The 22,605-nt window shown below is 40.7% G+C and carries 17 protein-coding genes; 12 read left to right on the forward strand and 5 right to left on the reverse strand.

What is annotated here, in order from left to right; all coding sequences use genetic code 11:
• Nucleotides 1-128: 128 nt before the first annotated feature.
• From OQE68_RS13890 to yihA, 3 genes are all read right to left on the reverse strand, one after another.
• Complete coding sequence (locus OQE68_RS13890; RefSeq protein ID WP_180569956.1) at nt 129-1,529, reverse strand: 3' terminal RNA ribose 2'-O-methyltransferase Hen1; 1,401 nt, start codon at nt 1,527-1,529, stop codon at nt 129-131.
• A 13-nt stretch (nt 1,530-1,542) separates the two neighbouring features.
• Nucleotides 1,543-4,119, reverse strand: a complete 2,577-nt coding sequence (locus tag OQE68_RS13895; protein WP_180569955.1) for a polynucleotide kinase-phosphatase — start codon at nt 4,117-4,119, stop codon at nt 1,543-1,545.
• A 452-nt stretch (nt 4,120-4,571) separates the two neighbouring features.
• The gene (gene yihA, locus OQE68_RS13900; protein ID WP_180569954.1) at nt 4,572-5,192 is read right to left on the reverse strand and encodes a ribosome biogenesis GTP-binding protein YihA/YsxC; all 621 of its coding nucleotides are present in this window, start codon (nt 5,190-5,192) and stop codon (nt 4,572-4,574) included.
• Between the two features lie 375 nt (nt 5,193-5,567).
• Between yihA and OQE68_RS13905 the strand changes: the two genes are divergently transcribed.
• Nucleotides 5,568-6,209 (forward strand): c-type cytochrome, encoded by a 642-nt coding sequence (locus tag OQE68_RS13905; RefSeq protein WP_180569953.1) that lies wholly within the window; start codon nt 5,568-5,570, stop codon nt 6,207-6,209.
• A gap of 90 nt (nt 6,210-6,299) precedes the next feature.
• On the opposite strand, the gene OQE68_RS13910 is transcribed toward OQE68_RS13905, so the two are convergent.
• Complete coding sequence (locus OQE68_RS13910; RefSeq protein WP_180569952.1) at nt 6,300-6,833, reverse strand: hypothetical protein; 534 nt, start codon at nt 6,831-6,833, stop codon at nt 6,300-6,302.
• Nucleotides 6,834-7,077: 244 nt separating this feature from the next.
• Between OQE68_RS13910 and OQE68_RS13920 the strand changes: the two genes are divergently transcribed.
• The 11 genes from OQE68_RS13920 to OQE68_RS13970 all read left to right on the forward strand — a co-directional run bounded on the left by OQE68_RS13920 (nt 7,078) and on the right by OQE68_RS13970 (nt 21,030).
• Nucleotides 7,078-7,530, forward strand: a complete 453-nt coding sequence (locus OQE68_RS13920) for a pilin (protein WP_353618570.1) — start codon at nt 7,078-7,080, stop codon at nt 7,528-7,530.
• Nucleotides 7,531-7,795: 265 nt separating this feature from the next.
• A complete protein-coding gene (locus tag OQE68_RS13925) occupies nt 7,796-8,506 on the forward strand; it encodes a thiol:disulfide interchange protein DsbA/DsbL (protein ID WP_180569951.1) in 711 nt (236 codons plus the stop codon).
• Nucleotides 8,507-8,575: 69 nt separating this feature from the next.
• Nucleotides 8,576-9,436, forward strand: a complete 861-nt coding sequence (locus OQE68_RS13930; RefSeq protein ID WP_180569950.1) for an endonuclease/exonuclease/phosphatase family protein — start codon at nt 8,576-8,578, stop codon at nt 9,434-9,436.
• Between the two features lie 106 nt (nt 9,437-9,542).
• Nucleotides 9,543-10,436 carry an IS982 family transposase gene (locus OQE68_RS13935; protein ID WP_266195400.1) on the forward strand — a complete coding sequence of 298 codons (894 nt, stop codon included), beginning with the start codon at nt 9,543-9,545 and terminating at the stop codon, nt 10,434-10,436.
• A gap of 205 nt (nt 10,437-10,641) precedes the next feature.
• Nucleotides 10,642-12,453, forward strand: a complete 1,812-nt coding sequence (locus OQE68_RS13940; protein ID WP_180570475.1) for a GGDEF domain-containing protein — start codon at nt 10,642-10,644, stop codon at nt 12,451-12,453.
• A 14-nt stretch (nt 12,454-12,467) separates the two neighbouring features.
• Nucleotides 12,468-14,651, forward strand: coding sequence for a type I secretion system permease/ATPase (locus tag OQE68_RS13945; RefSeq protein WP_180570474.1), 2,184 nt, complete (start codon nt 12,468-12,470; stop codon nt 14,649-14,651).
• Entirely contained in the window at nt 14,648-16,072 is a 1,425-nt protein-coding gene (locus OQE68_RS13950; RefSeq protein WP_255491013.1) for an HlyD family type I secretion periplasmic adaptor subunit, read from the forward strand. Before OQE68_RS13945 ends, OQE68_RS13950 begins: the two co-directional genes overlap by 4 nt.
• Before the next feature lie 460 nt (nt 16,073-16,532).
• Complete coding sequence (locus tag OQE68_RS13955) at nt 16,533-17,153, forward strand: response regulator transcription factor (RefSeq protein ID WP_180570473.1); 621 nt, start codon at nt 16,533-16,535, stop codon at nt 17,151-17,153.
• Between the two features lie 116 nt (nt 17,154-17,269).
• Entirely contained in the window at nt 17,270-20,113 is a 2,844-nt protein-coding gene (locus tag OQE68_RS13960) for a retention module-containing protein (protein ID WP_180570472.1), read from the forward strand.
• A 116-nt stretch (nt 20,114-20,229) separates the two neighbouring features.
• Nucleotides 20,230-20,511, forward strand: coding sequence for a GIY-YIG nuclease family protein (locus tag OQE68_RS13965; protein WP_180570471.1), 282 nt, complete (start codon nt 20,230-20,232; stop codon nt 20,509-20,511).
• Nucleotides 20,512-20,616: 105 nt separating this feature from the next.
• Nucleotides 20,617-21,030 carry a YbaY family lipoprotein gene (locus tag OQE68_RS13970; RefSeq protein ID WP_180570470.1) on the forward strand — a complete coding sequence of 138 codons (414 nt, stop codon included), beginning with the start codon at nt 20,617-20,619 and terminating at the stop codon, nt 21,028-21,030.
• A 74-nt stretch (nt 21,031-21,104) separates the two neighbouring features.
• Here the strand turns inward: OQE68_RS13970 and OQE68_RS13975 are convergent, their stop codons facing one another.
• The gene (locus OQE68_RS13975; protein WP_180570469.1) at nt 21,105-22,118 is read right to left on the reverse strand and encodes a tryptophan--tRNA ligase; all 1,014 of its coding nucleotides are present in this window, start codon (nt 22,116-22,118) and stop codon (nt 21,105-21,107) included.
• Nucleotides 22,119-22,605: the final 487 nt, after the last annotated feature.

Here is a 22,605-nt window from a genome sequence, read left to right on the forward strand (position 1 = left end):
ATTATTTAAGTTGACTCATGTTACCCTCAGCGAAGGATAATTTAGGCGAGGCATCAAGCGACGAGGCCCCAGGAGCTTAGGTAAACTAAGTGACTGGGGTGAGGAGCGAAGATAACAAAGCCTAAAAATCATTCGTGAAGGGTAAAAACTGCCATTTGTGTTGGTTGCCCTAGCTCTTGATCAACCTCGCCAAGACCTGAAACAGTTACATTATAGTGATATTTATCAGCGATAAGTCGCGTCCATTCAGTAAATTGCTGTCTTGACCATTCAAAACGATGATCAGGGTGGCGTACTTGTCCAGGCTCTAAACCAAATCGCTGGTTATATTCGCTATTAGGTGTTGTGACTATAATATAAGGTGCTTTGGCATAATCAAATAACACTTTTTCTAACGCTGGTAATCTGTCTTCATCAACATGCTCAACTACTTCTATACAGCAAATGGCGTCAAAGTCTTTAATTCTCGCATCACGGCATAACAGCGAGCCATGTAATAGATTAACCCGTGCTTGTTGGTGTTCGGGCAGCCTATCCAGTTTTAATCTGTTTTCTGCAATAGCCAAGGCTTGGCTGGATACATCCAAACCTGTTGCTTGGGTGAATTGCTTGCTATTAAATAATTGCTTTAATAGCTTGCCATCACCACAACCTATATCGAGCACTTTTTTTACTGGCAAACTGACCAGAGTTGTTAATACTTGGTCAATCCGTTGTTTATTTAAGCTTAATGGCTTTTCAATTTTTTCTTCCTGATTATCCGCTGTATTATTTGCTGCTACTTCAGTAGTTAATTGGTTAATAGCCAAACGTGTATAACGCTGCCTAAAATTTAAATAGCGGCGAATAATTAAAAACTTCTCAGGATGCAGTTTTAACCAGTCGCCACCTTTGCGTAATAACTTTTCGATTTCTTCTTCATTGATCCAGTAATGCTTGTCCTTATCTAGTACAGGAATCAACACATAAAGGTGAGATAATAAATCTGCTAAACGACACTGATTAGTTAGTTTAACTTTAAAATAATGACTATCACCCCACTCGGTAAATTGGTCATCTAGCCCGATTGCTTCCGCAGTAATCTCATAGCCTAGTGGTTTGAACAGTTTTTCTAATAATTCTGTGCCACCACGGCAGGGTAAAGCGGCTAACTCTATAGTAAATGGTAGTTTTGCTTCAGCCAATTCAGGTTTATTCTGGCATTGCCCTGCCATAGCAGAGCGAAATATTTTAGCAATAGCCACACTTAAAAAAGAGTTGGCCACATAAGGCCGATCATTAACATATTGTTCCAGCTGACGGTTACTGGCAGGCCCTTTAAAACTACGAACCAGGTTAATAGGATCAACTTCCACTAGTAAACTGGCAGTACAAAATTGTTCAGTTAACTCAGGATAAAGCACATGGGCTTTGCCATAGCTTAATTCAAACTCCTGAACTTTATCCGGGTGCTTATGCAGTAAAAAGCCTAAGTCGGCAGGCTGATAGTTAGCAGCCTGATTTTTATGTAGAGTGATATTCAATAACATTCTTCTTTACCACTTATAATCTGGGGTCAACTGGTTCTGTCGTCGAGGCCACTAACCCAACAATGCATTCATGAATTTCACGCAATGGTTTTTTCTTAACAAAGCGTTCAAGTGCTTCAATACCAAGGGCAAACTCTCTCAAAGCTAAACGACGTTTCTTACCCAAACTACGTTTTTTTAATTCATGTAAATGCTCTGGCATTGAATAATTAGGCCCATAAATAATGCGTAAATATTCTGGTCCTCTGACTTTTAACGCCGGTTGAACCCACCCATTTTCACCTTTACAGATAAATTCCATGGGTTTGACTACAATACCTTCACCGCCATTGGCGACTAAACGGTGCCACCAATCGATAGCCTGTTTCTGCTCATCGACTAACGTTAAATCCACTACTTTATATGCAGTGGCTTGAAGCAACCCATTACTGTTATCAGCCAGTTGCTTTATTAAACTCATATGCCATAGATGATCTTTATCACTATGCACTGCACCTTCGGTAGCCATGATATGGAAGGGGGCTAGTTTGATATCAGCTAATCCATTCACAGGCCAACAATAGTGCTGATAAGACTCACGAAATGCTTTCGCATTTTCTACGGCAGCTGTTGTTTTTTGTAACAGGGTCTTTACTGTTAGGCCACGGTTTTCTGCTTTTTTTAAAGTTTCAGCTATTGCTGGATAAATAGCATTAGCTGCACTACCCACAGAGGCATATTGCTGCCTGATTAATTCCATCGCTTTGGCAGACCAGGGCATTAATTCGCAGTCTAATGTCATCCAGTCGGTATTTAACTCATCCCATAAACCTGCTTGAGCAACGCTGTTAGCCACTTGATCGATAAATTCAGCTTCTAACTGCTTGTCATTAAAAAAGCGTCGGCCAGTTCTGGTGTAACAAATTCCTTGTTCACCTGATGTGATACCAAACCGTTTTTCTGCAACGTCAGCTGTCTTACATACTTGCACAATTGCCCGAGAGCCCATATGTTTTTCTTCACAAACTACCTGTAGTACACCCTGACTTTCGTAATAATCAAAAGCTTCTTGTGGGTGCTCCAATAATTCAGGTAATTCACTGGTGGCACAAGGTGACATCGTCGGTGGCAAATAATTTAACCACTTAGGATGTACAGTAAAGCGACTTAATTGCTCTAACGCTGCCGCTGCATAGTAAGGCTCTACACAAATTGAATTCTTAATGCTGGTTTTGATAAAGCGTTTGCCTGTGACGTCTTCAATATTTAAAACTTCGTCATCCTGTTGCTGAGAAGATAATGATGACTCAGGATTTAAAGGCGTAGATGGCTCATAATAAACCTGTTTTGCCGGTACGCTTAATAGCTCTTTTTCTGGGTAGCGCATCGCAGTTAATTCACCACCAAATACACAACCTGTATCCAAACAAATAGTGTTATTAAAAAACTCAGCTTCAGGTACTGGGGTATGACCATATACGACCAGTGCTTTACCGCGATAATCCTTAGCCCAGTTATAACGCACAGGTAAACCGTATTCGTCTTTTTCGCCTGTGGTTTCACCATATAAAGCGAATGAGCGAACGGTACCAGAACCGCGGCCTTGATAGGCTTCTTTCATTCCTGCATGAGCAACCACCAGCTTGCCATCATCTAGAACAAAGTGGCTAACCAGGCTATTGATAAAGTCTTTCACTTTTTCAATAAATTCCGGTGTTTCTTCAGCCAATTGTTCCATAGTTTCAGCCAAGCCATGACTTAAATTGACATTTTTGCCAGATAGTTTTCGCAGTAATTTATTTTCATGGTTGCCAGGAATACAAATAGCGGCATTCTGGGCCACCATATCCATTACCAGTCTTAATACATGGTTGCTTTTCGGTCCACGGTCAACCAAGTCGCCTAAAAATATAACTTTGCGGCCTTCAGGGGCTGTTACCTGGAAAGTAAGCTTGTGATTATCAGTTTGAGTAATTTGATAGCCCAGCTTTTCCAGTAATATTATTAATTCATCGAAACAGCCATGAATATCGCCAATAATATCAAACGGTCCTTGTTCATATTTTTTGTTAGTCCAAAGTGGTACTCGCTTAATCTGTGCTTTTTCAACTTGCTCTGGACTTAATGCATAGGTATGACGAAAGCCTTCTTTTTTCAGTCGTTTTAACGAACTTCTTAATTGTCTGGCTTGGTTGCGAACTACATGAGGACCAAATTGACGATCAGGTCGAGACTGATTTCGCTCATGGCATTCTTTTTCAGGAGTATTTAAAACCACAGCTACAGGCAAGCAATGATTGGCTTTGGCAATTTTTAGTAATGATTTTCTTGCTTCAGCCTGTACATTGGTAGCATCAATAACGGTAAGCAGCCCTCGCTGTAGGCGCTTATCGGCGATTAAATGCAAAACCTCAAAAGCTTCTTTTGATGCGCTTTGGTCATTTTCATCGTCAGCCACTAAACCACGACAAAAATCGGAAGAGATAATTTCTGTTGGTAAAAAATGCTGCTTAGCAAAGGTAGACTTACCGGAGCCAGATGCCCCCATTAACATGACCAGGGAAAGCTCAGGAATTTCGATAGTGTGTTTTGGTAAATTTGAATCTGTCATAAAACCTGTTACTACTTAACTAAAAGCTTTAATTCTTAATTTCTGATATTTCTGCAGGCAGTTATTGTGCCAACATAGGGCTTTGAGGCTATATAGCTGTTTTTGATAGGCTTTTTCTTTGTGTGGGAGTTGTGAGGGATGCTTGGTGGAGTGAAATATTATCTATTAAGATAGATGATGAACTATATGGATTGTGTTTAGAGAGGACTGGTTAAAAACTAGGCTTTCTGTTTTATTGGAAATTGTCACAAAAGTTAGCGGATATGGAGTAACAGGGTATTCTAAAGCTGCAATATGGCTGTTGCTTTAGCTCTTGATAGGCCAGGGATGGCATTTCAAGAGCGGCGGAAGAATGGCCTGTTGCTCATTATTGGACACTAGACTTATTTTAAACACCCTTTTGCGACAGCCTCTAAAGGGGGGGGGCTGGATAGTGCTAATTCTTTATCAGTCTAATCCTCCTGCAACCATCCCGACAGTTTCACCCGTAATTCATCGACACCTGTTTTCTTTAATGCTGAAAACAGTTGAACACTCATTGGGTTATGGTAACTGCCAATAATTGACTGCAGTTTATTCAACGCTTGCTTGGCTGCTCCGTATTTCAACTTATCGGCTTTAGTGAGCAGAATATGTAATGGCATTTCACAAGAGTTGGACCATTGCATCACCATCAAATCAAACTCTTTTAGTGGATGACGAATATCCATCATTAGTACTATACCCATTAAGCACTGGCGCTGGCTTAAGTACTGCTCCAGGTGATACTGCCATTGCTTTTTCATTTCTTCAGGTACTTTGGCATAACCATAACCGGGTAAATCAACTAAGCGCTGTTGATCAGAAATGGAGAAAAAATTAATCAACTGGGTGCGACCTGGCGTTTTACTGGTTCGGGCTAATTTTTTGGAGCCAGTTAAAGTATTAAGTGCGCTAGACTTTCCAGCATTGGAACGGCCTGCAAAGGCAACCTCATAACCAGTATCTTCAGGGCATTGGGATAAATTACTGGCGCTGGTTAAAAATTGTGCTTTTTGGAAGTTGATAAGATTGCTTTGATTTGGCTCAGTCATATTGGTCGTCAGCTACATAATAATACTGGGTTGAATTACGAGCGCCTAACAGAGTATTGCCTGCAGAATCTAGGGGCAAGCGAGATTATACATAACTTTATGAAGTATTCGGGCTCGGACAGCGTTCACGTTGCGGCAGAGAATAGTATATAATGGCGCCGATTTGCCATAGTAGGTGATGAAATAGTGATACTGCCGACTGACTCATCGTCTATGGTCTATAAAAAATTGCTTAACAAAGGTCTTGGTAGTGCATAGCTAATACAAAAAGTATAGCTTTAGTAAACAGGGCTACTGTTAACATACTTGATAAACTGTCGTGTAGCCCGGGCTGGGTGTACTGCAATATCAACGTAATAAAGTTTGGATTAGCTGATGAAAAAAGTTTTGATAGGCGTGATGTTGACAATCGGTGTGACAGGCCTGGCCCATGCCGCTGGTGACAAGAACGCAGGAAAAGAGAAAGCGGCTGTTTGTGGTGCCTGTCATGGGCCAACTGGTGTTAGTGCTGCAGATAACTTCCCCAACCTTGCAGGGCAAGGTGAGCGTTACTTAATCAAACAAATTACTGATATTAAGAGCAAAAAGCGGGTTGTGCTGGAAATGACAGGCATGACAGATAACTTATCTGAGCAGGATATTGCTGATATTGCCGCTTTTTATGCTAGTCAATCAGCGCCTTTAAGCGTGGTACCAAAAAGTAAAGTTGAGCCAAAAGACAGTAAAGGTACGGTTGACTTAAAGCTAGCTGAAAGAATTTACCGTGCAGGTGACTTGAAGAAAGGAATACCCGCCTGTACAGCTTGCCATATGCCAACGGGCAAAGGTAATGCGTATGCTGGGTTCCCGCACTTGGCAGGGCAGCATGCTAAATATATTGCTAAGCAGCTAACAGACTTCCGTGAAGGCGATCGAACCAATGACGGTGACAGTAAAATTATGCGGGCAGTTGCTGAAAAATTAAGCAATAAAGAGATTCAGGCTCTTTCTTACTATGTACAAGGTTTGTACAAGTAGTATCTGGTTTTGAATGACACATAAGAAAGGGCGCTTACCAGCACCCTTTCTTATGTTCTAGGCCTATCAGCAACAAGCAATGTAAAACGCTTACTCTTGCTCTTTTGGCCCTAGCTCTATTTTTGATAGAACCTGTTCAAACTCCACACAGCTTTCTCTTACCGCACACACGACCATGGCTTCAACTACCCAAGGGCCTTTAAAGGCAACATAATTTTTCTCAATGGTTTCGTATTTTTGTAGGACTGTTTTGGTTTCCGAAACAGCAAACTGTTCTCCCGCAATCTTTATCTCATAGACTGCTTTAATAGGTTCTGTAGTGCCTTCGTATTTAGTTTGTTTCTGAAACTCTACAGGTGTTTGGGCATCGCCGTCATTGGGTGAAACCGCAATAGCAAATACACTTAAAGTACGATCTTTATGAGCCTCGAAATGGTCTTGATCATCAAGCTGAGCCACATAAGTAGTTTTGCCTTGGTTCTCTTGTTTGCTTTGGATATTTGACTCAGTAATGCTCCAGTTGCTGGGTAGGATAAGATGAACTATAGCTGGCTGACGATCATCTCCCCAGGCAGTAGCAGCAATTAAGCAATAGCTCATAAAAACTGATGATATGACTTTCACAAGGTACTCCTTCTAAAGTAAGGCTATCGCATCACCTGCAATGGTAGTTGGCTGTTAAATATAATAGTTAAATAATTAAGTAAAGCCTTAAAAATAGAGAAATATAAAATAGCCAAATGTAAGGCTAGTGATATAACTGAAGCGACTAATCAGTAGTTTTTGGTACCAAAATCAGCGCTATCCAATGTTTAATACTACACTTAGTAGATAACCTCTATTTATATTATTGACTGTTATTATATTAATGAAATCTTTTAAGCAAACAGGCTTTACTTTAATTGAGTTAATGATTGTTGTAGCAATTATTGGCATTCTGGCGGCAATTGCTATTCCATCTTATTTAAACTACACCATTCGCGCTAAAACGACAGAGATATTAAACTTTGCCAGCACAGGTAAAGCCGACTTACTGGATGCTTATGTTGGCTTGGGTAGTATGCCGCAAACTGCGGATTTAGCGGTTGCCGATCTAATTAGCAAGATGGAAGACTCTGTATATATTAGTATTGCTAATGCTATTCGAGACAGTGATACACAAATGACGATTCGGGCAACACTGACGAATGAGTTAGGCTCTGGCCTGCAAGGGCAAACCTGGGACTTCCGTTATGTTGTGCAATCAGGAGGCACAGGGATCACGCTTAACTGTTCTTCCGCCACTTTAAACGTAACCTACCGACCTGCCTCTTGCCGTTAGTCGTTCTACTCCACGCCAGGCATACAAATATTGCGTTAAAATCTAGCTGAAAAAACTTGCACTTAAAGTTGGTGATGTGTATTTAGTGAGCATATTAGGGGTGCCTTTAATGTTAATGGTTACTTCCGTGAAACGCTAAAGCTAATAAGCCTATTATTATTGGTTGATGAAAATAACGCTATTTGCTTGATTAGAGCAACCTTTTTAGTAAAGCTACTGTCAAACCACAATCATTATTTATCAACAACCTGGAGTGAAGCAGACTATGGTGAAAAAATTCAGCCGTGCCCTTGTGTTATTGGTGACAATGCCTTTAGCCGCGGTAGCCGCTCAGTTCGAGGAAGGTAAGCACTATGTTAAGTTGCCTGAGTCAGTTCCAACCGTTGACCCAGCAAAAATAGAGGTAGCAGAGCTGTTTTGGTATGGCTGTCCGCACTGTTATAAGTTAGAGCCATTAGTAAAGCCATGGTCAGCTAAATTACCTGATGATGTTGAATTTGTGAAAATACCTGCAACCTTTGGTGGTTTGTGGAATAAGCATGCGCAACTGTTTTATGCCATAGAAGCCCTTAAGCTGGATGATAAAGCTCATGATGCAGTATTTGCGGCTTTCCATACCAATAACAATAAACTGGATACACCAGAAAAAATGGCCAAGCTTTTAGCGAAGCTTGGAGTAGAAGAAGAAAAGTTCATGAAACAGTACAAGTCGTTTGGGGTTGCTAACCAACTTCGCTTGGCAAGCTCTAAAGGGCGTGGCTATCGTGCGACAGGAGTTCCCGCTATTATTATTAATGGAAAGTACCGAACAGGAGCAGCCATGGCAGGCGGTGAGCAAAAAATGCTGGAAGTGGCTGAATACCTGGTTGAACAGGAACGAAAGCTAACCTCAACGGCTAGCCAAAGCGGTACTGAACAGCAAGAAAGTACAGAGTCTGTAAAGGAAAAGCGCACAGAGTCAGCAGCTGCTGAGTAGTTTCTATGTCCTAAAGCTGGTAGTTAATCAAGCATGTTCAGTCGGTCTCGATGGCGAAGGAAACCACAGATGTTGCGTACTTCGGTAAGGACGCTAAAGCAGTTTGTTACCTCTCAAGTGCAAGTGGCACCTGAGCTAGCTCACACTGAGTTTGAGTCTGAGCATGCTGAATTTAAATCCTGTTTAACGGAAAAAGACACCCTAAGATTGCTGAGCTTTAACATCCAGGTGGGCATTAATACTCAGCACTACCGTCATTATGTCACCCGGGGGTGGCAGCATGTATTACCTCATCATGGGCGTGATGAAAATCTAAACCGAATTAGTCACTTATTACGTGATTATGACTTAGTTGCTATTCAGGAAGCGGATGGGGGTAGCATTCGCTCTGGTCATATTAACCAAATTGAGTATCTGGCTCGTCGAGCAGGCTTTCCTTTTTGGTATCAGCAGTTAAACCGTAACCTGGGTAAGCTCGCTCAACATAGTAATGGGCTGCTAAGTCGAGTCGATCCTGATATTTTAGAAGACCATAAACTTCCCGGTCGATTTCCCGGTAGAGGGGCTATTGTCGCTAAACTAGGTCATGGTAACTCTGCATTATTAGTTGTAATGATGCATTTATCGTTAAGTAGCCGCAGTAGAAATCGACAGCTGTCTTATGTCCGAGAGCTGGTGGGCGATCACCCTAAAGTAATCTTAATGGGTGACATGAATACCCATGCTGAGCAGCTTCTTGACCACTCACCGCTGAGTAATACTAATCTGGTATCCGTGCAAAATAACCTGAATACTTTCCCAAGCTGGCAGCCCAACCGCGCTTTAGATCATATATTGGTGAGCAAAAATTTACAGGTTAAGAACATAAATGTAGTTGATATGCCAATGTCTGATCATTTGCCAGTAGCCCTTGAGTTAAAGCTTTCATAACGCTGAATATATTAATATTAACGCGATGCTCGACTTTTAATAACTTGAAATGACAAACCCTAACCCCATCCTAAGTTTGCGAAAACAGGGATATCAAGGAAAGGGAATGTCACTGGAAGAGTTTATCATAACTACTTATTGTTGGGTCGATGATGTTTTAACTGATTTATTAAAACAACGGCGATTACGTCAGCGAGGAATTAAGCCCTCACTGTCGGATGCAGAAGTCATTACCATGGAGTTAATTGGTGAATTTCAAGGCCTTGATGCTGATACCGCTATCTGGAAATACTTCAAAGAGCATTGGAAAGCGTATTTTCCAGGCATAGGCTCAAGAAGCCAGTTTGCTAAACAAGCTGCTAATTTATGGGCGATAAAACAACAATTACAAAAGCAAGTAACAGCTGAGCTGGGTACTATTAATGATCCTATACATGTTGTCGATGGTTTTCCTTTGCCTGTTAGCCACTTTAAACGTGCAAGAAATTGCCGCCGCTTTAAAGAAGAGGCTGAGTATGGCTATTGTGCATCCAAGGGGGAAACCTATTATGGCTTTGAAGGGCACCTCATTATTGACTTTCATGGAGCCATAGCAGGATTTACATTAACCCCAGCAAGTGATGGCGAAAGGGAAGCTGTATGGGAGTTAACAGAAGGTATGCCGTCAGGCATGTTGTTAGGGGATAAAGGTTATTTGGGGGCTGAATTTAAAGCTGAATTGTTAGAGTTAAAATCGCTTCAGCTAGAAACCCCGGTTAGAGATAACATGATTGATCCTTTACCCAAATCCTGGAGGAGCCAGCTTAATCGGTTACGACGACGAGTTGAGACAACCATTGGTCAGCTAGTAGAGAGGTTTAATATTCAACGGACCAAAGGCAGAACCCTGTGGAGTTTGACTAATCGAATGACCCGCAAGCTGTTATCGCACAGCTTATGTGTATTATTTAATAGGAACCAAGGCAATGCTCCACTACAGTTATCTAAATTAATAGGCTGAAAAGTCGAGCATTGCGTTAATATAGAAGACAGCCCACGTTATTCTCTATCTACTTTATCTGGTTTTCTATCTTTGGCCTGGTTACTACTTAAGAAGAACCAAACAAGTTTCCCTACACTTGCTTTTTTAGGCCTTACTAAACAGCTGACTATACTGATTCTAGGATCTTGAGGTTTTACTAGCAGGCATCAGGGTTGAGCTTACTATGACAGGACTAAATGCAACATCTGAAGATTCGCAACATTGGCGTAATAAATATGCTGATAAGCTGGCTGAACTAGATAAGCTGGAACAAACCGCCATAGAAAAAATTAACCAGCTAAGGAAAGCTTTATTGGTAGTTAATCTAGCGTGTCATGGGTTACATCCTGCATTAGATGTTGAGTTAACAAGATTTAATAAGGCGCTACGGGGTGAAAATTTATCTTTAGATATTGCTCGCCCGCTTGAGACCTTACAGGAAGCTGCTGAGCCAGTAATTGAAGGTAACTATCGACAACAGACAATTAGTGCCTTGGAAACAGCTTTAGATGCTTTTAATAACATTGAGTTGGGAAAACAAACCAGTAAGGACATTAAGCAATATCGCAAACAAATAAAACAGCAAAGTCCTTCTTATAGTGAGTTACCCCAACTAATTGAGCAGTTTGCTGAGCTAGTATCTGAAATATTGCCCACGATTCAGCAGGGAAGCGCTGACCTTGAAGCAGACACGAAAGAGCCTACCAAAGGCCTTTGGCAGCGTTTGTTTGGTGCAGAGTCTGAAACAGGAGGTCCAGAGCATGATTCCAGTGAAGATAAGCAAGTCAGTGATGAAGTGACAACCAGGCAGCTGGAGGCAGCTGATAAGACAATAGCTGTACAGCCTGATCAGCAAGTAGCACCTACAGAGCCAGCAGAAGTGAGTGAACAGAGATTTGCTCAAATGCAAGAGTCTGAGCAGGTATCGGCTTTAGAGCAAAAATTTACGACTATTATTGAGCATGTGGGGGAGTGTCTTGCTTTGCTGCTTAACCAGCTGACCGTTCCTGAGTCGGTGGTTGATGATTCGCAGTATTTGAAAAAAAAGACCGAGCAAGGGCTCTCCTGGTTTGAATTGGTACCAGCACTAGAAACGGTCAATGTTATTATTCTGGCAACTATCGGTGAAATAAAAACTGAGTTTGAGCATTATTTAAAAACCTTAAACGAGCGACTTCATACGTTTCAAAGTACTGCAGTTGAGGCACAGGCTGATTATCAGCAAGCATTAGAGTCGGCTGATAGATATAATCAGCTGATACAGCAAGATTTAGGTGATTTGCAAAACTCAGTAGAACAGGCCACAGATCTTGAAGACTTAAAACAAGTTGTTAGTCATCAGCTTGATAGAGTTTTAGAGTCGCTAGAAAGCCAGCATACACAACTGGATAACCCGCCTAGTCTTACAGACCAACTCACCCAACTAGTTCAGCGAGTTTCCCAAATGGAAACGCAAACTAAAGAACTAGAAAATACCCTTTATAAAGAGCGAGCTAAAGCACTAGAAGACACCCTGACAGGCATTGCCAATCGACAAGCCTATGAAGAGCGAGCCAGGTATGAGTTGGCGAGATGGAAACGCTATCAGCAACCACTGGTTTTTGCTGTTGCTGATGTTGATTTTTTTAAGAAAATAAACGACAACTATGGTCATTTGGCGGGTGATAACTTATTGAAAATTATTGCGAAGCAACTTAATAAGCGGTTAAGAGAAGTTGACTTTATTGCTCGTTATGGGGGAGAAGAGTTTGTCATTATTATGCCAAACACTAATATTGTAGATGCGAAGAGTGTAATGGATAGTGTAAGGCAAGGAATAGCAAGCGCGCCATTTCATTATCAGGGCAATAAATTGCAAATTACTGCATCATTTGGTTTAGCAGCCTGCCGTGAAGGGGATGAATCCCCAAAAGTGGTGTTTGATCGTGCTGATAAAGCACTGTATGAAGCTAAACAAACCGGTCGCAATCGGTGTTGTGTAGCACATAATGATTAGGGTGAATGTTATTCATGGCTGAAGCGCAACCTCAAGCTGTAAAGAAAAAGCAAAACTGGCAAGTGTCATCTGATGACTCAACCTTTTTTGATCCATTATTAGCTAGCCTGGTTATTCTAACTAAAATTTTTGGTCGAGCTCACTCGGAAGACTCATTACGTGCAGGCTTACCACTGGAGAATGGTTACTTAACGCCGGGTTTATTTGTTCGTGCTGCGGAGCGGGCAGGTTTATCTGCACGTTTGATTAAGCGTCCTTTTAAAGCGATTAGTTCTTTAGTAACACCAGCTGTATTACTGTTGGATGATCAAACCGCAGTTGTACTGGTTGATGTCAATCATAAGGCTGGTGCAGCTAAAATAATTCTTCCAGAAGCGGGCGACGCAGAAAAAAAGGTTTCTATTCAAATACTGGAAAAGCGTTATAGTGGTTACGCATTTTTTATAAAAGAGCAATTTCGCTACGATAAGCGTACTGCTGCCCATCTTCAGGAAGAAAAAGGCCACTGGTTTTGGAACACTTTGAAGGGGTCTTGGAAAATTTATCGGGATGTACTATTTGCTTCTCTGCTAATTAATATTTTTGTAGTGGCATCACCCCTGTTTGTAATGAATGTATATGATCGGGTTGTACCTAATCAGGCATTTGATACCTTGTGGGTGCTGGCAGTAGGAGCCGTTATTGTATTTAGTTTTGATTTTTTACTAAAAATGCTGCGAAGTTATTTTATTGATTTGGCAGGAAAAAAATCAGATATTTTGTTGTCGGCCAAAATATTTTCTCAGGTTTTAGGGATAAAAATGTCTGCAAATCCTACCTCGGTGGGATCGTTTGCAAAAAACCTGCAAGAGTTTGAAAGTATTCGAGACTTCATTACGTCTACCAGTATTACTGCCGTAGTTGATTTGCCTTTTGTTTTTATTATTTTGCTGATTATAGCTGTCATTGCTGGTCCACTGGTTTGGATTCCCATTATTGGTATCATCATAATAGGTGTTTATGGTTATCTGATCCAAGCACCGTTGAGAGACTCCATTGAGCAAACTTTGCGTACTTCTGCCCAGAAAAATGCAACTTTAATAGAAAGTTTGACTGGGCTAGAAGCATTGAAAATAGCCCGAGCTGAAAGTGAAGTGCAGTATAAATGGGAGCAGGCAGTTGGCAATATTGCTAAATGGGGAGTAAAAACTAAATTATTGTCTGCTTCTGCTGGAGCCGTTGCTACTTATGTACAGCAGATGTCCACCGTTGGGATTATCGCTTTAGGGGTTTATTTGATTGCAGAAGGCGAGGTCAGCATGGGAGGGCTAATTGCCACTGTTATGCTGGCAGGTCGTTGTTTAGCGCCTATGGCTCAAGTGGCTTCATTATCTACACGCTATAACCAGGCAAAATCTGCCTTTATAGGGTTGGATGAGGTGATGAAACTGCCAGGAGAAAATCCAGATGACAAGCGCTTTGTTAACCGCCCAAAATTTGAAGGCAATATTGACTTTGATCGTGTCAGTTTTACCTATCCTAACCAGCAAATTAGAGCGCTGAGTAACGTTAGCTTTAAAATTAAAACTGGTGAAAAAGTGGCTATTATAGGCAGGATTGGGTCAGGCAAGACCACCATAGAAAAGCTAGTTTTAGGGCTTTATCAGCCTGATGAAGGGGCTGTCAGAATAGATGGCATTGATTTACGGCAAGTGAATCCTTCTGATTTACGCCATAACATTGGCTGTGTGCCGCAAGATATTGTTTTATTTTATGGCTCTGTGAAAGATAACATTTCGCTGGGTGCTCACTTTGTCGATGATGCCGCTATTATCAGAGCAGCAGAAATAGCGGGAGTTGCAGATTTTGCTAACAAGCATCCGGATGGTTTGGATTTAATGGTGGGGGAGCGAGGTAGTAATCTTTCTGGTGGACAGCGTCAGAGTATTGCATTAGCTAGGGCTATTCTGCTTGATCCTCCAATTTTACTGTTGGATGAACCCAGTAGCTCGATGGATAACACCAGTGAAATGCAAATGAAGCAGAAATTGATGGGGCAGTTGGCACATAAAACCTTAGTGTTAGTAACGCATAAAGCCTCACTACTTGAGTTGGTTGATCGGCTGATAGTCGTTGATCAGGGCAAAATAGTGGCAGATGGACCTAAAGAATTGGTTCATGCTGCTTTGCGGGAAGGCAAACTGAAAATTGAAGCATGAATAAACCAGCCCCAAAAATGCAAGGCCAACAGGCTCAGAAAGGACGCTTAAAAGCGACTAAAGCAAGACTAGGAGAGCGGCGGGCTTTTAAAGCAAAACTTGCTGATAATATGCCTTCCTATGATCTTGACTATATGTCTGATACCAGTGCAGCAATGATGCTGAAAACGCCAAAAGGTAGCCGGATATTACTCTTTACTGTTTTTGTCGTTGTCATTGTTTTATTAATTTGGTCAGCCTGGGCAGAGATTGACGAGGTTACCCGTGGCTCAGGCAAAGTTATTCCCTCTACTCACTTACAAGTAGTGCAAAATCTGGAAGGGGGGATATTAAAAGAATTGTATGTTGCAGAAGGTGATATGGTGAAAAAAGGTCAGTCACTCATGCAACTGGATGATACCCGTTTTGCATCGAGTTTTAGAGAAAGTGAGGTGGAATACTTTAGCCTGCTGGCATCCATTGCTCGATTACAGTCTGAAATAAATGAAACGCAGTTGGCTTTCCCCAAGGAGCTAGACAACTTTCCCGAGTATAAAAGACGTGAAAGAGAGATCTACAGAAGTCGCAAACAATCAATGGAGTCTGAGTTATCCATCGTAAAAGAGCAAGCAGAGCAAGTGCAGCAGGACTTAAAAAGTACTCAAGCACAGAAGAAACGTTTGGAAAGAAGTAGGAGTTTATTGAAGCGTGAGTACGAAATGACCAAGCCTTTAGCTAGGCAGGGGGTTGTATCTGAAGTAGAAATGATTCAGCTGGAGCAGCGGTTGAATGATTTAGATGGTGAACTGGAAACCGCTAGCTTGGCAATACCAAAGTTGGAGTCTTCTTTCAAAGAAGCTAAACAGCAAGAACAGGAAGTTCGTTTAGAGTTTAAAGAAAAAGCGGTAGCAGAACTGAAAGAAACTGAAGTGAAATTAGCCCAGCTGAAAGAGTCTCGTTCATCAATAGAAGATCAAGTACAGAGGACCTCTGTTCGTTCACCAGTGGCGGGGATTGTTAAGAAAATTGATATTACAACCATTGGTGGAGTAGTACAGCCAGGCATGAACTTAGTAGAAATTGTACCTTTGGAAGATACGCTGTTAATCGAAGCTAAAATAAGACCAAAAGACATCGCTTTTATTCGTCTTGGTTTCAAAGCTGTGGTTAAGTTCACTGCCTATGATTTTGCTATTTATGGTGGGTTGGATGGTGTTGTGGAGCATATTAGTGCCGATACCATTCAAGATGAAGAAGATGAAAGCTACTACTTAGTGAGAATAAGAACTGATGAGAGCAATCTTGGTAGTAAAGACAAACCTTTACCGATTATTCCAGGCATGCTTACAGATGTGGATATCATAACTGGTAAGAAAACAGTGCTGGATTATTTGCTAAAACCAATTTTAAGAGCAAAACAGAATGCTTTGACTGAGCGCTGATAGCAAAAAAATAATAAATCTGGTCAGGTTGCCTTATTTTATCTACTCTTGTTCTACAAACTTGCTAGGCTTATTAGAGGCACCCTTAAGGTGACCTATTTAATAGGTTAAATGTTATTGTTAGCACAATGTCAATTGCCAGATTTGATAGTTGAGTAGGCTACTGAATATGGCTAAGTTGAGTATAACTAAATTTGGAACGGAAAGTGCTAATTAGGCAATGCTATTTAATTGAAATTTGTTGTAATAATTAGGAGTAAGTGTTTTACTATTTGGGACCCGTTTAATTATAAATTATTTATTTAGCACTAGTTGTATAAATCTAGATGCTGTTAGAGAATTTCATGTATCAAGTTGTTTTAATTTGAATGCTAGGTGTTGAAGTTTGGGTGCCCAGTCTTGAACTTTAGGTACCAAGTAGTGAAGTTTAGGTAGTAGTGATAAGAATTATTTGAGCAGTATGCTGACTTTACTTTTATACAGTCCATCAGAGCATGTTTGTTTGCATTGGCAAAGAGCACTTGCTGACGCTAACTACAAGCTGATTGCGACTTCTTCACTGCAGGACGCTTTAAGTAATTTGCGCACCATCCATGAAAGTATTTACCTACTGCATGAGCGTGACCTTGCAGATCCACTGACAATGATTCCAGAGTTGATTACTCAGCAACCACAAGCAAAAGTTGTTGTATTGGAAGATGAGTATGATACCAAACGGGCGTATACCTATTTTCAAGCAGGTGTCGTAGGTGTATGTAATGCATTTATGGCAGCGAAACAAATCCCATTATTAATTGCTGTGGTGTCACAAGGACAGGTATGGTGTGGAAAACCTTTTATGGAAGCTATGGTAAAAAGTCTTGCCCAGCAACCGAATAAAAAAGCAAATACGGAACTATTACACAAACTGTCTCCCAGAGAACAGGAAGTTGCACTACAAGTGGTGGAAGGACTCAATAATAAAGATATCTCCAATAAAATGGGTGTATCAGAGCGTACAATTAAAGCCCACCTTTCGAATATTTTTAAAAAACTCAATGTAAAAGATCGACTGCAACTCGCTTTATGTTTACGGCAGTGAGATTTATTTCTCAGCAATAATTAATTCGTACCTTTGTACGATTGTTGCTTTTTACCCCTTAATTAAATATTAGCCCCAGACAACACAATTCAGTTGATGGAGGTTAATTAATTATTATGAAGGATCAACAGGGGTTAAATAATTCACAAAATAATCTGAACGATTCGACAGTTATTATTGGTGAAGTAAAAGGAGTTTCAGGAAAAGCAATTGCAACATCTGAAAATGGCACGCAAAGAATTTTACACACTGATGATAATATTTTTAAAAATGATAAAATCACAGTAATTTCTGGCACGGTTCACATAGAGTTTTTTGAAAGCAATGGTTATGTTACTTTAGGTCCAGGGGATAGAGTTTTACTTGATGAGTCGGTTTATACTGCTGAACCCCATTATGTACCAGAGTCTGTTGTAGATGCTAAATCAATCATTGCAGCTATCGATTTAGGTGCTGACCCCACAAAATTATTACCTCCTACTGCTGCTGGCCCAAAAAATACTGCACCACCTGCAATTGAAGAAAATGAAGGATCTCCTGAATTTCCTGTTATTGATAGAGATGGAGGTTCAACAATTGCGACAGCAGGTTTTGATACTGCTCCTTTTATTGGTGGACCAGTTGCAGGTTTTGTTGATGACGATGATGATGAAAATAATACAGGTGAAGAGGAAGCACCAGATGGTCCAACAGATCCGGTAGATCCGGTAGATCCGGTAGATCCAGTAGATCCAGTAGATCCAGTAGATCCAGTAGATCCAGAAACGCCCGATATAACTACTAATAAGTTTTATTTACCTGAAAATAGTCAGTCAAGTACTGAGGTTGGCAAGGTAAAGGCTACTGATCCAACTGGAAATGGAATTAAATTCAGTTTTGAGAATGGTTCGTTAATTAGCCAGGATGGTTATTTTGAAATTGATCCAGATACCGGCATAATATATTTAACGTTACTTGGCTCGGAAACTAATCAAAATGGGCTGCTTGATTTTGAAAGCGATCCAAATATGGCGACTGTTTGGGTACAAGTAACAGACAGTGCAGGTAATTCAACCAGTGAAGCAGTTAATATTTGTATTACCGATGTTAATGAGCCGCCTACTATTGATTTAAATAGTCAACTAACGGTTTTAGATGAATGTATTGATACGTCTAACCCTATCAAGATTGGTACTTTAAAAGCCGTTGATCCTGATGATAATTTCAGTCACTACATCATTACGGGTAAAGATAAAGACCTGGTTGAAATTTCAGGCGACATGCTACAGCTTAAGCCTGGGGTTACTTTAAACGTAGGCACAATCAATATTTCGATTGTGGGTATAGATGAAGGTGGTTTAACCAGTAATCAAGTTGATTTTAGCGTTGATGTTGTGGCTGGTAACGTTCCAGATATTGAAGACCAACAGAAGTTTTATTTAGAAGAAAATAGTGCCGCAGGTACAGCAGTTGGTACTGTTAAAGCCAATGGATCAGGCAATCTAACTTTCAAGTTTGAAAATGGCACGCAAACCAGTAAAGATGGGTACTTTAGTATTGATGCTGTAACGGGTGTTATTACCTTAACAGCCCTTGGCGCTGCCACAAACGCTAATGGGCTACTGAACTTTGAATGTGCTCCTAATGTGGACACGTTGCGGGTGACAGTTACGAATGAGGCAGGGAAGTCCGTAACCGAAGATGTCACTGTTTGTATTACAGATGTTAATGAGCCGCCCACAATTGACCTCACTAGCCAACTAACGGTTTTAGATGAATGTATTGATACCGCTAATCCCATCAAGATTGGTACTTTAAAAGCCGTTGACCCTGATAATAATTTCGACCACTACGTTATTACAGGCAAGGATAAAGACCTGGTTGAAATTTCAGGCGACATGCTACAGCTAAAGCCTGGGGTTACTTTAAACGTAGGGACAATCAATATTTCGATTGTGGGTATAGATGAAGGCGGCTTAACCAGTAATCAAGTTGATTTTAGCGTTGACGTTGTTCCTGGTAACGTTCCAGATATCAAAGATCAACAGAAGTTTTATTTAAAAGAAAATAGTGTTGCCGGTAAAGAAGTTGGTAAAGTTGAAGCAAGCGGTTCAGGCAAGCTGACCTTCAAGTTTGAAAATGGTACGCAAACCAGTAAAGACGGCTATTTTAGTATTGACTCCGTTACAGGTGTCATTACCTTAACGGCCCTTGGAGAAGCAACAAAGGCTAATGGGTTATTGAACTTTGAGTGTGTCCCTAATACAGATACGCTTCGGGTGACCGTCACGAGTGAGACAGGAAAGTCGGTAACCGAAGATGTCACTGTTTGCATTACAGATGAACAACCGCCTACTATCGATTTAGATAGCAGCCTAACATTATTGGAGGCTGGAAGTACTTCTTCTAAAGTGTTTATTGGTACTTTATCTGAAACTGATCCAGAAGGTAATTTTGAAAGATATGAAATTTCTGGTAAAGATAAAGACCTGGTAGTAGAGGAAAACGGCGAGTTATATATTAAAGATAATGCCACTTTGAATGCCGGTGAACTTAGCATTTCAATCATTGGTGTTGATGCTACAGGAGAAAAGGGTAACCAGGTTGATTTTACGGTTGATGTTGTTAACCCTAGCCCTATTACCACTTCTCAAAAGGATGAGTTTTACTTTGGTCCTAGTAAAGCAACAGCTGCTAATCCTGTTGTGGATATGATTGATCAATTTGATGTGACTGAAGGGGACTCATTAAACCTAAAAGACTTGTTAGTTGATGAGGAAAATAACCCACTGGACGAGTATTTGACTCTTAACTTTGCAAATGGCTCAACAACAATTGATGTCAGTCCAGAAGCCAACGGAGATGTGACTTATAAAATTATCTTAAAAGATGTTGACCTGTCTGCTCAATATGGAACTATGGACTCAAATGTCATTCTTACTAATCTATTGGATGATAATAACTTGATTATTGACAAATAGAGACGGTAGCTTCTAAAAAAGATATATACTTGTATATCTTTTTTATTAAAACGGCTATATACCAACTAAAGAGAATGGTATATAGCCGTTTTTTATGGTGAGCTTTTAAGTTGCTGATGAAAATATCAAAAAAAGATTGGTTAGTTTATATAGTAGAATGTGCAGATAATACTTTATACACAGGTATTACCAATAATTTGGAGAGAAGAATAAGTCAGCATAATGCAGGAACAGGTGCTAAATACCTGAAGGGCCGCAAGCCTGTAAAACCTATTTATATTGAATCGGGCCATGACCGCTCAAGCGCAACCAAACGGGAAAGCAGTATTAAGCGGCTCTCTCGTCAGCAAAAAATTAAGCTGATTAATTATAAGGGCTCCTCTAATAAAGAATTTTAGATCACAATACCCAACTATCATAAAAGTCTGATGTCTAATCTCGGAACAATAGTTAATTCAGCATGTTCTCAGACTAATAGCCACTGAAACTAATGAGAGGAGCTTATGAGGCGACATTTAGTGTATTTGTTTGCTGCTATATTACCCTTTGTAAGTAATTTATCTGCTGCTGCAGAGCTGACAGCTGAAAAGGCCTCTAGCGTTGTTACTGGCTCTGTCTCCTATTTACAGCGAATTGCCTTACCTAAAGAAGCTGTTGTAGAGGTGCAGCTGGTTGATGTCTCTTTGCAAGATGCACCTGCAATAGTGATTAGCGAGCAAACCTACACAGGTAAGCAGGTACCTATTCACTACAGTTTGTCTTATGAACCGAAAGAGATTAAGCCAACCCATGATTATGCAGTGCAAGCGAATATAACGGTTAATGGTAAGCTTTTGTTTATTAATACACAGCGATACAGTGTCTTAACTAAAGGCAGCGAAAATAAAGCAGATTTAGTATTGGAAATGGTGAAGTAATATATTGCAGCTATAGTATAAACCGGCGGCTTGGTAGCAATACTTCAAGCTGCTGGTTTATAAAATACAGGCTCTTACACATTAATTGGTCTAATACCAATTGAGTGGCGGATCTTTTCTAAAAGAGGAGTGGTTTCGGCCCGAGCTTTGGCTGCACCTTTATTTAAAATATCTTCAATATAATCAGGGTTATTTAGCAGCTCTTCATACTTGGCTCTTGGCTCTTTAAGGTGATTGTTTAAGTACTCAAACAACTCTTGTTTTAGCTCACCCCAAGCAGCACCTGCTTCGTATTGCGCGCGTTTGGCTTGGATTTCCTCTTCCGTGGCAAAGGCGCTGTAGATCTCAAACAAAGTACAGCTATGCGGGTTTTTAGGCTCACCTGGTTCCAAAGAATTGGTTTTAATTTTCATAATTAGCTTGCGCAGCTTTTTCTCTGGCACAAATAACGGAATAGTATTGTCATAGCTTTTACTCATTTTCCGTCCATCAAGCCCACTCAGTACTGCTGAGTCTACATCAACGACTGCATCAGGTAGGTTGAAGCCAACTTTGTAGTGATGGTTCATTCGCCCTGCAATATCTCTAGTCATTTCCAGGTGTTGAATTTGGTCTTTGCCTACAGGTACTTTTTGTGCGTTTAGCACCAAAATGTCTGCAGCCATTAATACGGGATAACCAAACAGCCCCATAGTGATGCCTTTATCAGGGTCACTTGAGCCTTCGTCGTCATTTAGTTGTACCGCGGCTTTGTATGCATGAGCCCGATTCATCAGGCCTTTAGCTGTGAGGCAGGAAATGATCCAGTTCAACTCCATAATTTCTGGAATATCAGACTGACGATAAAAACAAGCCTTATCGGTATCTAAGCCAAATGCTAACCAGGTTGCTGCAATTTCTTTAGTAGACTGATGAATCCTTTCAGGATCACGGGCTTTTACAATAGCGTGATAATCGGCCAAAAAGTAGTAAGACTGTACATCGTCTTGCTTACTGGCTTCAATTGCAGGGCGGATGGCCCCTACATAGTTTCCTAGGTGAGGAGTCCCTGTGGTGGTAATCCCTGTTAATACTCTGGTTTTACTCATGGCATTTGCAGTTATCTAATATAGGCTTATCGAAAACAAAAAATTATACACCTGGAGGTGTAGCTTTCGCGAATGGTTTTTGGGTAGTCGGTGTAGAGGGTGAGGTGGCCTTATCTATGGTAGAAAAGCAGCAAAGAAAAAAGCCAGTGCTGTATGTTCAGTACTGGCTATCTAAAGAAGAGAGAGTTTGTATGTTTGTTATTACTCGCTTGTAGGTAGTTTCCACAATGTAGTGGGTACAACTACGAATTTTGTATTTTTCTTCAGCTGATACACTTACACGCAGTTAAGTTACTCGCTTGACTCCTAATTGGTACACTTTCACGCCCTAGCATCCCTCCTAATACGCTAGGGCTTTTTTTTGCTTGCTCGATAATACTCCCTAAATTCATTTCGGTCTATACCTATATAGAAAATTATTGGAATATTTTTCCTTTTGTTTCAAAAGTACACGACATGGAGTGTTAGGGGCTTTTTCCTTGTTCTG

This window comes from Spartinivicinus marinus, assembly GCF_026309355.1.
Taxonomy (GTDB): Bacteria; Pseudomonadota; Gammaproteobacteria; order Pseudomonadales; family Zooshikellaceae; genus Spartinivicinus; species Spartinivicinus marinus.